Below are 13,748 nucleotides of genomic sequence, written 5' to 3' on the forward strand. Positions count from 1 at the left end.
TTCCGCTTCCCCGCCCGTCAGTCCGAGGCCGGGAGCGGCTTGGGACTCTTCAGTGGCAGCGGTACGCCGTTCAGTGCCAGCGTGCCCTGTCCCGGTTTCGTGCAGAGCAGTTCCAGGCCGAGTTCGTCGTCGGCGTACCGCTTGCCCAGCAGGGAACCGCCCATCTGGTCGGGGTCGGCGGTGCCGGTGGCGGCGGGTCCCGGCCCGTTCGCCTCGGCCATGGCCGCACCGCCGCAGGTGATGTCCAACTCGCTGTCCGGGCATCGAACGACGATCACCGCCGTCGTGTCGACCGAACTGGCGAGCATCTGCCCCACACGTGGCCTCATCGCAGCTTCCTCCGCGGATCTTGTTCCGTTCCGGCGCCCGAAGACCATAAAAAAGTATACTACTTACCTCGATCACGTCGAGATGACGGACCAAGCAGCGTCACGAGCGGAGTGCCGGATGGAACTCAAGACCGTCCTGTTCGAGGTGGCCGACCATGTCGCCACGATCACCCTGAACCGGCCCGAGGTCATGAACGGCTTCAACCAGGAGATGCTGGAGGAGTTCGCGACCGTCTGGCAGACCGTGAAAACGGACGACGACGTGCACGTCGTCGTGTTGCGGGGCGCGGGCGAGCGGGCCTTCTGCACGGGCATGGACGTCAAGGAGGGCATCGACCGCCACCCCAACGTCTGGTCGCAGACCGACCCCGGCGAGTACCTCTCGCCGAAGCTCAACCAGGTGTGGAAACCCCTGGTCTGCGCGGTGCACGGGATGGCGGCCGGCGGCGCCTTCTACTGGCTGAACGAGGCCGACATCCTGATCTGCTCCGAGGACGCCACCTTCTTCGATCCGCATGTCAGCTACGGCCTCACCGCCGCCCTGGAGCCGATCGGCCTGGCCCGCCGCATCCCCCTGGGCGAGGCCCTGCGCATCGCCCTGCTCGGCCTGGACGAGCGGGTGTCGGCCGCCCGCGCCCTGCAGATCGGCCTGGTCAGCGAGGTGCTGCCGCGCGAGGAGCTGTGGGCCCGCGCCGACGACATCGCGCGCATCATCGCCGCCAAGCCGCCCGCCGCCATCCAGGGCACGGTCCGGGCGATCTGGGAGTCCCTCGACTCGACGCGCACCCAGGCCCTGCGCACCGGACTGGCGTACACGCAGATCGGCAATCCGATCGGGAAGGCCGAGGTCGACCGCGCGGAAGTGCCCCGGAGGCAGTGGACACTGCGCTGACACTCCCCTAGCCTGCTTTAAAAGAGTGCACTTTATAGACCGCTCTTGAGGTTCATCGGCACTACGAGGGGGAGGCTCCCTATGCTGTTCGGCATGCCCTGGCCCGGCCGGGACGTCGCACGGGAGGCCGAGCAGGCCGGGGTCGGCGCCTTCTGCGCCGGGGAGTTCGTCGACCACGACGCCTACCTCACCGTGGCCGACATCGTGGCGAACACCGAGCACGCCCTCGCGGGCCCCGCCATCGCCTACGCCTTCGCCCGCACCCCCTACGCCCACGCCACAGCGCTGCGCCAGTTGCACGCCCAGGCGCCGGGCCGGCTGTTCCTGGGGCTGGGCAGCGCGGCGTTCAAGATCAACCGGGACTGGCTGGGCGTACCCGGCGAGCGTCCCGTGGCCCGGATCGCCGAGACCGTCGGCGCGGTACGGGCCTGGCTGCACGCGGAGAACGGCGAGCGGGTCCGCTACTCCGGCGAGTTCTACGGCATCGACGCCGACGTCCGGGCCCCGGTGCTCGGCCGACTCGACATCCCCGTCCTGCTCGCCGCGTTCAACTCCGGGATGGCGGCCACGGCGGGGCGGGTCGCCGACGGTGTGGTGGGGCACGGACTGTTCACCGCCTCCTGGTGGAACGACGTCGTACGGCCCTCGGTGGCGCGCGGCGCGAGCGGCGGCGATCCGGAGGCCCGTTTCCTCGAACACGGCTGGATCATCACGGCGGTCGACGACGCCGCGCCCGAGCGGGCCGTCGCCGACGCCCGCCGGATGATCGCCTTCTACCTCACGGTGAAGACGTACGACCCCTATGTGGCCCACCACGGCTGGGAGGGGCCGGTCGCCGAGCTGCGTACCGCGTTCCGGGCGGGCGACACCGATGCCATGGCGCGGGCGGTCACCGACGAGATGGTCGCCGAGATCGCCGTCTGCGGGACGACCGCCGAGGCCAAGGACACCCTCGCCCGCCGGGCCGGCTCGCTCCCCCGCGACGTCGGCTATTTCGCGCCGCCGAGTTTCCTGGTCGGGCACAAGCGGCGGGCGGCGTACGGCCGGGCCGCCCTCGCCCTGATCGGCGCGGTGCCGGACGTGACGGAACCCGCCTGACCCGGGCGGTACGGAAGCGACCGGCCCCGGAGCGTGGCTGCTCCGGGGCCGGTCCGTCGCGCGGTCGTGGCTCAGGCGTCCTGGGGCAGCGGCGCGAGCTTCTTGCTCTTGTCGAAGTGGACGACGTCGGCGAGCGTGCCGCCGAGGATGGCTGCGCGGTCCTCGTCGTTGACGTCCTCGAAGTTCTCCGCGATGCACTCGGCGCTGTCGCGGAAGGTGCCCTCGGCGTGGGGGTAGTCGTTGCCCCAGATGACCGTGGAGAGGCCGGTGATGTGGCGGGCCTTGACGGCGGTCGGGTCGTCCGCGAACTGCACGTGGATCTGGCGGCGGACGTAGTCGGTGGGCTTGAGCGGGTAGGGCCACTTGTCGTTGATCGCGAAGAGGCGGCCCATGGAGGACTGCTCGGTCGGGGGGCGGTTGTCGTCCCAGAAGCCGAGCCACCAGTCGGGGTCCTGGCCGGTGCCGGTCTTCCACGCCTTGTCCATGTAGCCCATGAAGGAGACCAGCCAGCCGGCCGTGTACTCGATCAGGTTGAAGTGCAGGTCGGGGAAGCGCTCGCACACCCCGCCGCCGACGAGGCTGGCGATGATGCCCTGCGGGCCGGCGACGGCCGAGCCGACCGCGAAGCCCATGGTCCGGCCGGTCACCATCTCGTCGGTCAGGTTGCCCTTGCCCATGTTCATGGCGTTCATCAGGCCCCGCACGGTGACCGCCGTCTCGGACACCTCTTCCTTGACCTTCACCCCGCCCGTGGCGACGTGGATGAAGACCGGCAGCCCGTGCGCCTGCGCGGCTGCCCAGACCGGGTCGTACTCCCGGGCGTAGTACGGCAGCGGCGGGATCTCCGGAATGAGGATCGCGCCGAGTCCCAGCCGCGCGATCCGCTCGATCTCCGCGACGGCCTCGGGCACGTTCGTCAGCGGGATCGCGGCCGTCGGGCGCAGCCGGTCCTTGTAGGGGAGGTAGCGCTCGACCAGGTAGTCGTTCCAGACGCGGGCGTGCGCCATGGACAGTTCGTGGTCGTCGGTGAACAGGACGAACAGCGAGAGGTTCGGGAACATCACCGAGGCGTCGACGCCGTCGATGTTCATGTCCCGGAGGATGTGCTCGGGGTCGCCGTCCGGGGTCTCCCCGCCGGTCTGGCGGTACTTGGAGATCGTCCAGCCGTCGAAGCCGATGGTGTGCAGTTTCTTGAACTCCGTGTGCCCGCCCGGCACGATCGGCTCGTCGAGCGTGAACTCCTCTTCCCAGAGGGCCCGTTCACGCAGATTCTTGGGGAGCCGGGTCTTGAAGAGATCGACCGGCTCGATGATGTGCGAGTCACCGGAGACGACAAATTCCTTGAACACAGGCGGTACCTCTTTCGAACCTCGTCGTTCGCGCAGAATCCACCCCGCGGATGAGGCCGAAGTTACCTGTACCGATCGGTCTAGTCAACGATTCAGCGCACCGATTAGCGGGGTGCATCACGTCAAGAACGCCTGACATTTGACTGACCCAGGGACGATCAACGCACCCCCTTCCCTCCCGCATCCAATTAAGTACACTCAACTCCATGACGACGGCCTACTCGTTCTCCTCGCAGCTCTACGTCGACGGGCGCCGCACGGACGGCGACTCGGAGACCTCCCTCGTCGTACGCAATCCGGCGACGGAGGAACCGATCGCCGAGGTCCCCCAGTCCTCCCCCGCCGACGTGCGCCGTGCCGTCGAGGCGGCCCGCCGGGCCTTCGACGAGGGTCCGTGGCCCCGACTGAAGCCCGCCGAGCGGGCTGCGGTACTGCTGCGGATGGCCGAGGAGATGGAGCGCCGGCTCCCGGACCTCGTCGCCGTCAACATCGCCGAGGCGGGGTCGGTCAGGGCGCTCGCGGAGAGTCTGCAGACCCGGGTGCCGGTGACGCATCTGCGCGACATGGCGGAGCGGGTGATGCCGGCCTTCGCCTGGGAGCGCCCGCTGGAACCGACGGTCGCGCCGGGCGTCGGCATCTCCCAAGGGGTGCTGCGCCGCGAGCCGTTCGGCGTGTGCGCCCTGATCTCCGCCTACAACTTCCCCTTCTTCCTCAGCATGATGAAGGTGATCCCGGCCCTCGCGGCGGGCTGCACCGCCGTACTCAAACCGGCGCCCGCGACCCCCCTGGAGTCCCTCCTCATCGGCGACTTCGCCGACGCGGCCGGACTGCCCCCGGGCGTACTGAACATCGTGACCGGCGACGTCGAGGCGGGCCGCGAGCTGACCACCCACCCGATGGTGGACCTGGTCAGCTTCACCGGCTCGGACACGGTCGGCCGCACGGTGTACGTCCAGGCAGCCGCCTCCCTCAAGAAGGTCGTCCTCGAACTCGGCGGCAAGTCGGCCAACATCGTCCGCGCCGACGGCGACCTCGACGGCGCGGTACGCTCCGCGCTGATCGGCATGACCACCCACGCGGGCCAGGGCTGCTCGCTCCTGACCCGCACCCTCGTGCACGAGTCCGTCCACGACGAGTTCGTCGCGCGGCTGAGCGCGGCCCTCGCCGCAGTGAAGGTCGGCGACCCCGCCGAAGCGGCCACCACCATGGGCCCGTTGATCAGCGAGGCCCAGCGGGACAAAGTGGAGAAGCTGATCCGGATCGGCGAGGAGGAGGGGGCCCTGCTCGTCCTCGGCGGCAGGCGCCCTGCGGGCCTCGACCGTGGCTGGTACGTGGAACCCACCCTCTTCACCGGCGTCGACAACTCGATGACCATCGCGCGTACGGAGTTCTTCGGGCCGGTCGGTGTCGTCATCCCGTTCACGGACGACGAGGAGGCGGTGCGGATCGCGAACGACAGTCCGTACGGGCTCGCTGCGGCTGTGTGGAGCGGGGATCCTGTGGCCGCGCTTGCGATCGCGGCGCGGGTTCGGGCGGGTGGCGTGGCTGTCAACGGGGGTAGTGCGGGGGTCAATCCGCGGGTCGCCTTTGGTGGGTACAAGCAGAGTGGGCTGGGGCGGGAGTGGGGGGAGTTCGGGTTGGAGGAGTATCTGCAGACGAAGGCGGTTTGCTGGGCGGCTCGGTAGGGGTTCGGGGGGTGCGGTTGTGTTTTGACCGCGGGTTGGTGGGGGCTGGTCGCGCAGTTCCCCGCGCCCCTTTCGGGGCGCTCCCCTCAGGGCGGTTCTAGCTGACCGTTACCTTCACGCCGGGGATCTGCTCTCCGCACGCCGGTGAGCCCTGCGGGTCCGGGACGAACTTCTCGTCGCGCAGGATGGAGATGAAGGTGCAGTCGCCGGGGCCCCCTACCGAGTACGTCCCCTTGTTGGCGAAGTCGGTGGGCTTCGGGAAGAGGCCTCCCGCCGTCCAGCTCTTGTCGGCGCGCAGGGCGGTCATCAGTTTCTCCTGGCTCGCGGTGCAACCCGCCTTCTCCAGGCCGTAGATGAGCAGGTCGGCGCTGATCCAGCCGACGGCCTGGGAGAACGACGGTATGCCGGACTCCGACTTGGCGTACTTCTTCAGGGCGGCGGACCAGGTGCGGGTGGCCTCGGTGTTCATCTCGACAGGTGAGTACGACGTCATGAAGCCGACGCCCTGCGCGACCTTCAGCGTGGGCGGCGACTTGAGCAGGTCGGCGCCGTAACCGGTGGCCAGGAGCACCGACTTCATCTGTACGCCGGCCCGGCGCAGCCCGGTGGCGAGCGCGAAGCCGGTCTCGGGGATCACCGGGGCGTACAGCACGTCGGCGCCGGACTTCTTGATGCCGAGGACGATCGCGCCTACGTCGCTGCTCCCGAAGGGGACGCGTTCGTTGACGTAGCCACGGGCGAGTCCCGCGTGTTCCGCCGACAGCGCGGCTCCCTCGGCGGCCTTGGCGGCGCTCGGGGTGTTGGAGGAGACGACGGCGACCTTGGTGCCGCCGAGCTTCTTCCAGTACGCGCCCAGGGTGGTCGCGGTCCGGTCGTAGTCGGTGCCGGACATCGCCGGGAAGAGGTTGTCGTACTTCGGGTTGAACCACTGCTCGCCGCCGTCGAACGCGCCCCCGAGGAACGGCGTCCCGCCGGCCCCCGTACCGGCGTACTGCCCGGCGCCGTAGAAGTAGGTGCTCACGGGCAGTACGGCGTACACGTGTTCCTGCTGCACCAGGCGCTGGGCGGCGGTGAGCGCGCCCTGCGGGGTGGACTGGTCGTCGGCCATGACCACGTCGAAGCCGCGCGAGGCGCACTTGCCGCCGGCCGCCTTGTAGGCCGCGAAGCGGGCCTCGACGCCGCTCTCCGTACCGGCGTAGTGGGCACCGGCCGCGCCGCTCAGCGCGGTCAGGACGCCGACCTTGACCGGCCCGCTCGTGTTGTCCACCCCGCTGGAACCGCCGCTGCCGCACCCGGCGAGCAGGAGTACCGCGGCGCCGGTCCAGGTGGCGATGGCACTGACTCTTCTCATGTGCACTCCTCAGGCAGGGGTCCGCGAGGCACAGTGCAGCATATTAAGTATCCTTTGTCACCGGTTGAAGCGGCGATATCGCCCTTCAGGGTTGACGAGAACGCTATATGAGCGCACTTTAATCGATGTCCGCTCTCCCGGGCATCACCCTTCCAGGAGGCCGTCGTTGCTCTCCTACGTCGTCGCGGGCCTCGCCCTCGGGGCCATCTACGCCATCGCCGCCGCCTCGCTCGTCGTCACCCATGTGTCGTCGGGCGTCTTCAACTTCGCGTTCGGCGCCATGGCGTTCGCCGTCGCCCGCTTCTACTACTTCCTCCACATCGAGCAGGGCTGGCCGCTGCCGCTGGCGGCCGTCGTGGCGATCGGCCTGTTCGGCCCGGCGCTGGGCGTGCTGCTGTACGCGGTGCTCTTCCGCCATCTGCGGCAGCGCTCGCCACTCGTGAAGATCGCCGCCACGATCGGCCTGTCGGTCGCGCTGCCGCCCCTCGTCAACCTGGCCCTAGGGCAGCTGGTGAACGTCACCGCTCCGGGCCTCGCGCCCCAACCGGTCGCGGTGTACCGGCCGTTCGGCACGGTCGTCGACGCGAACCAGCTGATCACGTACGCCGGACTGGCCCTGGTCCTGCTCGTCGGCACCGCGCTGCTGCGGTTCACCGACACCGGGCTGAGGGTCCGCGCGCTGGTCGACTCCCCCGCCCTCACCGCGATGTCGGGGGTGAGCCCGGCGCGGGTGTCCCTCGGCGTGTGGGCGTTCAGCGCGCTCCTTGCGGGACTGGCCGGCGTACTGGTGGCACCGACCGCCGGACTCTCGGTGGAGGGCATGACCTTCCTGATGGCGGCGGCCTTCGCGGCGGTGGTCGCGGCCCGGTTGCGCAGTCTGCCGACGGCGGTCGGGGTGGCCCTGGCGATGGGCGTCGTCACGAGCGTGATCCAGCGCTATCTCGATCCGGAGAGCGCGCTGTCGGCGCAGATCGTGCCCAGCGTGCCGTTCCTGTTCATGCTGGCCTTCCTGCTCGCGCACGCCCTGCGCGGCCGGGCGGGCGACGCGCCCACGGGCGGTGTCCTGGACCGCGCGATCCGCACGGAGAGCGGTACGGCGCCCACCGCCACCACCGGCTCGGGATACGTCGCCCCGTTGCTGACCATCGCCGTAGTCGCCTGCCTGCCCCTGATCCTCGACGACTTCTGGACCGGCCTCGTGGCGACGGGCATCGCCCTGGCGACGGCGCTCCTGTCCTGCACGCTCGTCACCGGTGAGGGCGGCATGATCTGGCTGTGCCAGATCACCTTCGCGGGACTCGGCGCCCTGTTCGCGGCGGACCTCGCCACGAACTCCGGCTGGCCCCCGCTGGCGGCGGTGCTGGTGAGCGCGGTGTGCGTGGTCCCGGTGGGCGTGGTCCTCGGCCTGCTGACGATCCGGCTGGGCAATCTGTACGTCGCCCTGGTGACCCTGACCTTCGGTCTGCTCGCCCAGAACCTGATCTTCATGCGGGACCGCTTCTACAACTCGGGCCAGGGCATCTACATGCCCCGCCCCGAATGGGCCCTGGACAACAGGACGTTCGCGTTCCTCTCCCTCGCGGTCTTCTGCGCACTTGGCGTCTTCGCCGTGAACCTGCGGCGCTCGACGGCAGGCCTGGCCGTGACGGCGGTCCGCTGGAGCGAGACGGGCTCCCGCACCCTCGGTCTGGGCGTCGTACCGGTCAAGGTGCTCGTGTCCGCCGTCGCGACCTTCGTCGCCGCGGTCGGCGGCGGTTTCCTCGCACTCGCCTACCAGTCGGCGCTGCCCGACTCGTTCAGCCCGTTCACCGGCCTGGTCTGGCTTGCGGTCCTGGTCACCGTGGGGGCACGGCCGGTGGTGGGCGCGCTCGTCGCCGGTCTGGCGTTCGCCGTGCTGCCGAGTGTGTTCCAGACGTATCTGCCGACGCGCTGGGCGGAGGTCCCGGTCATCATGTTCGGCTTCGGCGCGGTCATGCTGGCCCGCGACCCCGAGGGCGTACTCGCCATGCACGCCCGCCAACTGCGCACGGTGAGCGGCTGGTTGCGCACCCGACGCACACCGGCCGCCGACAAGCCCTCGGCTCCGACTCCCCAGGGAGAACTCGTATGACCGCCCTCGCCGGTACGACGCCACCACGCATCGAGGCCCGGGGCGTGACCGTCCGCTTCGGCGGGCTCGTCGCCCTCGACTCGGTGGACCTGGCGGTGCCGCCGGGTGCGGTGGTGGGGCTGGTCGGGCCCAACGGGGCGGGCAAGAGCACCCTGTTCGCCGTACTGTCGGGGCTGTTGCGACCCAGCTCGGGCGCGGTGCTGATGGACGGCCGCGATGTCACCTCGGTGAGCGCGCAGGCGCGGGCGAGACACGGGCTGGCCCGGACCTTTCAACACCCCGAGCTGTTCCCGGGGTTGACGGTACGTCAGCATGTGGTGCTGGCGTACCGGTTGCGGCACGCGCGCCGACGTATCTGGACCGACCTCGTCACCGCGGGCGGCTTCCGGCGGGCGGGCGCAGAGGAGGACCGCCGGGTCGACGGGATCCTCGCGGCGCTGCGGCTGACTCCGTATGTCCATCTCCCGGTGGCGGGGCTGCCGTTGGGCACCGGCCGGCTGTTGGAGATCGCCCGCGCGCTGGCCGTCGACCCGAACGTCCTCCTGCTGGACGAGCCGTCGTCGGGGCTGGACGCACGGGAGACGGACGAGTTGGCGGCCACGCTCACCGGCCTGGTGGCCGAACACGGGGTGTCCCTGCTGCTGGTCGAGCACGACGTCGAACTCGTCCTGGGCATCAGCGACTTCGTCCATGTCCTCGACTTCGGCGTCGGCATCAGCGCGGGCACTCCGGCGGAGGTGCGGGCGGATCCGGCGGTTCGGGCGGCGTACCTGGGCACGGAAGAGGACGAGCACGACGGACCCGACGAAAACGTCGAGCACGACAGGCAGGACGAGGAGAGGGCCACGGCATGACGGTTACGACGTCACCCTTGCTGACCGTCCAGGACCTGACCGTCCGGTACGGCACCGCCCAGGCGCTGAGCGACGTGACCTTCAGCGTGGCCCCGAACACCGCACTGGCGGTACTCGGCGCGAACGGCGCGGGCAAGAGCACCCTGGCCAGAGCCCTCTCGGGACTGGTACCGCCGGTCAGCGGCTCCGTCGTACTCGACGGCGACGACCTGACCGGCAGGCCTCCCGAGTCGATCCGCAGGGCGGGCGTCCTCCATCTCCCGGAGGGCCGGGGCGTGTTCCCGTCCCTGACGGTCATGGAAAACCTGCGGATGGCGACGACCGGCGACCGACGCGGCAGACCGGCGGCAGTGGACAGGGCCTTCACCGTCTTCCCCGCACTGCGGGACCGCCAGCGCCAGCAGGCGGGCACACTCTCCGGCGGCGAACAACAGATGCTGTCCCTCGCCCGAGCCCTGATGATCGACCCCCGACTCGTCATCGCCGACGAACTCTCCCTGGGCCTCGCCCCGAAGATGGTCGACGTCGTCTTCGAAAGCCTGCGCCGGGCCCGCGCGGCAGGCGTGGCGGTCATCATGATCGAGCAGTTCGCCACCAGGGCCCTGAACTTCGCCGACGACTGCCTGATCCTCCAACGAGGCCGAGCAGCTTGGTCGGGCCCGGCAACAGAGGCGGGCCCGGAGCTACTACACCGCTACCTGGGCTCCTGAAAGAGGCGGCGCAGCCGCCTACTTTCAGGGGCGCGGGGAACTGCGCGACAAGCCACGACGAACCCGCACCCGCCCACGGCGAAATCCCACCACCCCCTCCCGCGCCCGCGCTGTCACACCGTCAGAACCACAGCCGACCCCATCCCCCCACCCGCACACATCGCCGCCACAGCGATCCCCCCACCCCGCCGACGCAACTCATACGCCAACGTCACCACCATCCGCGTACCGGTCATGGCAATCGGATGCCCCAAACTGCACCCACTCCCGAAGGGATTGACCCGCTCCGGATCAAGCCCCAGCTCCCGAGTCGTAGCGACAGCCACCGCGGCGAACGCCTCGTTCACCTCGAACAGATCAACCTCCCCCACTCCGATCCCCGCCCGCCCGAGCGCCTTGCGGATCGCGGCGATCGGCGCCAACCCCGTCTCCACCGGATCGACTCCGACGCTCGCCCAGGCCCGGACGGTCGCCAGCGGCACAATCCCGTGTTCGGCGGCGACGTCCGACCCGGCGACGACGACCGCAGCCGCGCCGTCGTTGACCCCGCTGGAGTTCCCGGCGGTGATGGAGAAGCCCGGGATCTCGGGGTGCAGCACCTTCAGCGCCGCCAGCCGCTCCGCACTGGTGTCCCGCCGAGGGTGCTCGTCGGTGTCGAAGACGGACGTCACCCCGTCCCGCCCGGTGACCTTCACCGGCACGATCTCCTCGGTGAACCGCCCCTCGTCGATGGCCCGCACCGCCCGCGCGTGCGAGCGCAGCGCCCACGCGTCCATCTCCTCGCGGGTGAGGCCGGCCAGCCGGGCGGTGTTCCAGCCGACGAGGACGCCCATGTCGTCGTTGGGGGCCTCGGGCGTCGGCACATGGGTCGGCGCCATCCAGGGGTCCTGCCAGTCGTCGGTGCCGGGAGTGCGCCACCGGGACACGGGCGCCGTGGACGACGAGTGCGTCCCGCCCGCGACGACGACCCGGTCCATCCCGGCCCGTACGCTCCCGGCGGCGGTCGCCACGCTCGCCAGCCCGGAGGCGCAGTGCCGGTTGTGCGCGAGACCCGGTACGTGGGTCAGCCCGGCCCGGAGTGCCGCGTACCGGGCGATGTCACCGCCCCCGGCGAGTGACTCACCGAGGACGACGTCGTCGATCGTCTCCGGCGGCAGCCCGCTGCGGAGCACGGCCTCACGGACGACGACGGTGGCGAGATCGAAGGCGCTGGTGTCCCGCAGGGTTCCCCGTCGGGCGGTTCCGATCGCGGTGCGGCACGCGGAGAGAAGTACGGCATCAACCATGCAATTAAGAGTACTCAAATAAGCCTGAGGCCAACAAGGCTCTGCGAATCCCGCCGGTGATCTCGCCCAAATCGAGAATAGAGGATACCTTGTTCGGGTGAACTTCGAGCTCAGCGAAGAGCAGCGCATGCTGCGCGAGGCCTCGCGCGACCTGCTGTCGGACCGGGCCCCGATCGAGCACGTCCGGGCCTGGATGGACCGCGACAAGGACGACGACGCCGATGTCGACCCCGAGGTCTGGCAGCTGACCGCCGACCTCGGCTGGCCGGGGCTCGGGCTGCCCGAGGAGTTCGGCGGCAGCGGCCAGGGCCTGGTCGAACTCGCCCTCGTGGCCGAGGAGATGGGCCGCGCTCTCGGGCGGGGCCCCTTCGCGCCTACAGCGATCGTCGGCAGGGCGCTCACCGACTCGGGTTCGCCCGAACTGCGTTCCGAGGTGCTGCCCGCCCTGGCCGCCGGATCGTCGTACGCCACCTGGGCGTTCGCCGAACCGAGGTCCCCCTGGTCCCTGGACGGAGTGAACACCACCGCACACACCCACGACGGAAACGGATCCGGGGCCGAATTCGTCCTCGACGGCGTCAAGACCGCCGTACAGGACGCGGGCGGCGCCCGGTGGCTCCTGGTCAGCGCACAACACGACGGCGTGCCCGCCTCGTTCCTCGTCGACCGCGCCGCCCCGGGCGTCACCGTCCGACGCCAACGCACCCTCGATCCGACGCGCGCGTTCCACGAGGTCCGCCTGGACGGCGTACGTGTGCCGCACGGCCGTCGGCTCGGCGCCGGGTCCGTCGAGATCCAGCGGCTGCTCGACGAGGCGTCGGTGCTGCGGTGCGCCGACGCGCTCGGGGTGATGCGGCGCATGCTGGAGCTGACCGTCGAACACACCACGTCCCGCGTGCAGTTCGGGCAGCCGATCGGCGCGTTCCAGGCCGTCAAGCACGCCGCCGCCGACATGGCGCTCCTCGTGCACGGGGCCCAGGCCGCCACCCATTACGCGGCGATGGCCGCCGACGCGGGCACCGACGACGCGGCCCGCGCGGCCTGTGCGGCGGCCTCGTACGTCTCGGCGGGCGCGGGCGAAGTCGCGGCGAGGGCGCTCCAGTTGCACGGTGGGATCGGCTTCACCTGGGAGCACGACCTGCATCTGTATCTGCGCCGCGCCAGGGCCGACAGCGTGCTGTACGGCGACGCGGCCGTCCACCGCGACCGTCTGTGCACGCTCCTGCGGCCGTCCACCGGCGTCAACTCCCCCACAACCGCCGCTTCCTGACAACCACCGCGTCCTGAACCGGCGAACAGACCCGAAAGGTTCCGATGGAGATCAAGGGCAAGAAGGCCGTGGTGTTCGGCGGCGCTTCCGGCATGGGCCGGGCGACCGCCGAGCTGCTCGCGGCCCGGGGCGCCGAGGTCGCCGTGCTCGACCGTCCGGCGTCGGCCGGTGCGGAGGTCGCCGCCGCGTTCGGCGGGAGCTTCCACCCCGTGGACGTGACCGACTTCGCGGCGACGGAGGACGTGCTCGGTGCCGCCGTCGAGGCCCTGGGCGGGCTGCATGTGTCGGTCACGACGGCGGGCGGCGGCAGTGTGAAGCGCACGCTCGGCAAGGAGGGGCCGCACGACCTGGAGACCTTCCGCCGGGTGCTCGATCTGAACGCCGTGGCCACCTTCAACATCAGCCGGCTCGCCGCCGCGCACATGAGCCGCAACGAGCCCGAGGAGCCGGACGGCGAGCGGGGCGTCATCGTCAACACGTCGTCGATCGCGGCGTTCGAGGGGCAGATCGGGCAGGTCGCGTACTCGGCGGCGAAGGCGGCGATCGCCGGTATGAGCCTCACCATGGCCCGCGATCTCGGCTCGCTGGGCATCCGGGTCGTGGCCATCGCGCCCAGCCTGTTCGAGACGGGCGCCACCGAGAAGATCCCCGCCGAGGTGCGGGCGGCGCTGGTCAAGGACGCCGCGTTCCCGCGTCGCCTGGGCCGCCCCGAGGAGTACGCGAAGCTCGCGCTCGCCGTCGTCGACAACCCGATGCTGAACGGCCAGTGCCTGCGTCTCGACGCCGGCCAGCGGTTCGGCCCGAAGTGAGGTCC

The 13,748-nt window shown here is 70.5% G+C and carries 12 protein-coding genes; 8 read left to right on the forward strand and 4 right to left on the reverse strand.

Annotation, left to right across the window (positions count from 1 at the left end):
- Positions 1-17: 17 nt before the first annotated feature.
- Complete coding sequence (locus tag CW359_RS23725) at positions 18-329, reverse strand: hypothetical protein (RefSeq protein ID WP_105972120.1); 312 nt, start codon at positions 327-329, stop codon at positions 18-20.
- A gap of 118 nt (positions 330-447) precedes the next feature.
- Between CW359_RS23725 and CW359_RS23730 the strand changes: the two genes are divergently transcribed.
- Positions 448-1,221, forward strand: a complete 774-nt coding sequence (locus CW359_RS23730; RefSeq protein ID WP_105972121.1) for an enoyl-CoA hydratase/isomerase family protein — start codon at positions 448-450, stop codon at positions 1,219-1,221.
- Between the two features lie 93 nt (positions 1,222-1,314).
- Positions 1,315-2,319, forward strand: a complete 1,005-nt coding sequence (locus CW359_RS23735; RefSeq protein WP_232838555.1) for an LLM class flavin-dependent oxidoreductase — start codon at positions 1,315-1,317, stop codon at positions 2,317-2,319.
- Positions 2,320-2,390: 71 nt separating this feature from the next.
- On the opposite strand, the gene CW359_RS23740 is transcribed toward CW359_RS23735, so the two are convergent.
- Positions 2,391-3,668 carry an amidohydrolase family protein gene (locus CW359_RS23740; RefSeq protein WP_105972123.1) on the reverse strand — a complete coding sequence of 426 codons (1,278 nt, stop codon included), beginning with the start codon at positions 3,666-3,668 and terminating at the stop codon, positions 2,391-2,393.
- Positions 3,669-3,874: 206 nt separating this feature from the next.
- On the opposite strand from CW359_RS23740, the gene CW359_RS23745 reads away from it, so the two are divergent.
- The gene (locus CW359_RS23745) at positions 3,875-5,353 is read left to right on the forward strand and encodes an aldehyde dehydrogenase family protein (protein WP_105972124.1); all 1,479 of its coding nucleotides are present in this window, start codon (positions 3,875-3,877) and stop codon (positions 5,351-5,353) included.
- A gap of 97 nt (positions 5,354-5,450) precedes the next feature.
- Here CW359_RS23745 and CW359_RS23750 read toward each other — a convergent pair whose 3' ends face one another.
- The gene (locus CW359_RS23750; RefSeq protein ID WP_105972125.1) at positions 5,451-6,704 is read right to left on the reverse strand and encodes an ABC transporter substrate-binding protein; all 1,254 of its coding nucleotides are present in this window, start codon (positions 6,702-6,704) and stop codon (positions 5,451-5,453) included.
- 166 nt (positions 6,705-6,870) lie between these two features.
- Between CW359_RS23750 and CW359_RS23755 the strand changes: the two genes are divergently transcribed.
- Genes CW359_RS23755 through CW359_RS23765 form a run of 3 tightly spaced genes read left to right on the forward strand, consistent with a single transcriptional unit; the run spans position 6,871 to position 10,378 of the window.
- On the forward strand, positions 6,871-8,814 hold the full coding sequence (locus CW359_RS23755) for an ABC transporter permease (protein ID WP_105972126.1): 1,944 nt from the start codon (positions 6,871-6,873) through the stop codon (positions 8,812-8,814).
- Complete coding sequence (locus tag CW359_RS23760; RefSeq protein WP_105972127.1) at positions 8,811-9,668, forward strand: ABC transporter ATP-binding protein; 858 nt, start codon at positions 8,811-8,813, stop codon at positions 9,666-9,668. Before CW359_RS23755 ends, CW359_RS23760 begins: the two co-directional genes overlap by 4 nt.
- Positions 9,665-10,378 carry an ABC transporter ATP-binding protein gene (locus tag CW359_RS23765; protein WP_105972128.1) on the forward strand — a complete coding sequence of 238 codons (714 nt, stop codon included), beginning with the start codon at positions 9,665-9,667 and terminating at the stop codon, positions 10,376-10,378. The genes CW359_RS23760 and CW359_RS23765 overlap by 4 nt, the downstream gene beginning before the upstream one ends.
- Positions 10,379-10,491: 113 nt before the next feature.
- Here CW359_RS23765 and CW359_RS23770 read toward each other — a convergent pair whose 3' ends face one another.
- Complete coding sequence (locus CW359_RS23770) at positions 10,492-11,664, reverse strand: thiolase family protein (RefSeq protein ID WP_105972129.1); 1,173 nt, start codon at positions 11,662-11,664, stop codon at positions 10,492-10,494.
- Between the two features lie 97 nt (positions 11,665-11,761).
- Here CW359_RS23770 and CW359_RS23775 point away from each other — a divergent pair, with 97 nt between their 5' ends.
- Entirely contained in the window at positions 11,762-12,934 is a 1,173-nt protein-coding gene (locus tag CW359_RS23775; RefSeq protein WP_105972130.1) for an acyl-CoA dehydrogenase family protein, read from the forward strand.
- Between the two features lie 44 nt (positions 12,935-12,978).
- The gene (locus CW359_RS23780; protein WP_105972131.1) at positions 12,979-13,743 is read left to right on the forward strand and encodes an SDR family NAD(P)-dependent oxidoreductase; all 765 of its coding nucleotides are present in this window, start codon (positions 12,979-12,981) and stop codon (positions 13,741-13,743) included.
- Positions 13,744-13,748: the final 5 nt, after the last annotated feature.

Source organism: Streptomyces geranii, from assembly GCF_002954775.1.
Lineage (GTDB): Bacteria > Actinomycetota > Actinomycetes > Streptomycetales > Streptomycetaceae > Streptomyces > Streptomyces geranii.

Excerpts from the sequence above, each read along its gene's own strand:
- CW359_RS23765 (WP_105972128.1), top strand. The coding sequence starts at position 9,665 with ATGACGGTTACGACGTCACCCTTGCTGACCGTCCAGGACCTGACCGTC.
- CW359_RS23750 (WP_105972125.1), bottom strand. The coding sequence starts at position 6,704 with ATGAGAAGAGTCAGTGCCATCGCCACCTGGACCGGCGCCGCGGTACTC.
- CW359_RS23725 (WP_105972120.1), bottom strand. The coding sequence starts at position 329 with ATGAGGCCACGTGTGGGGCAGATGCTCGCCAGTTCGGTCGACACGACG.
- CW359_RS23760 (WP_105972127.1), top strand. The coding sequence starts at position 8,811 with ATGACCGCCCTCGCCGGTACGACGCCACCACGCATCGAGGCCCGGGGC.
- CW359_RS23780 (WP_105972131.1), top strand. The coding sequence starts at position 12,979 with ATGGAGATCAAGGGCAAGAAGGCCGTGGTGTTCGGCGGCGCTTCCGGC.
- CW359_RS23745 (WP_105972124.1), top strand. The coding sequence starts at position 3,875 with ATGACGACGGCCTACTCGTTCTCCTCGCAGCTCTACGTCGACGGGCGC.
- CW359_RS23770 (WP_105972129.1), bottom strand. The coding sequence starts at position 11,664 with ATGGTTGATGCCGTACTTCTCTCCGCGTGCCGCACCGCGATCGGAACC.
- CW359_RS23730 (WP_105972121.1), top strand. The coding sequence starts at position 448 with ATGGAACTCAAGACCGTCCTGTTCGAGGTGGCCGACCATGTCGCCACG.
- CW359_RS23735 (WP_232838555.1), top strand. The coding sequence starts at position 1,315 with ATGCCCTGGCCCGGCCGGGACGTCGCACGGGAGGCCGAGCAGGCCGGG.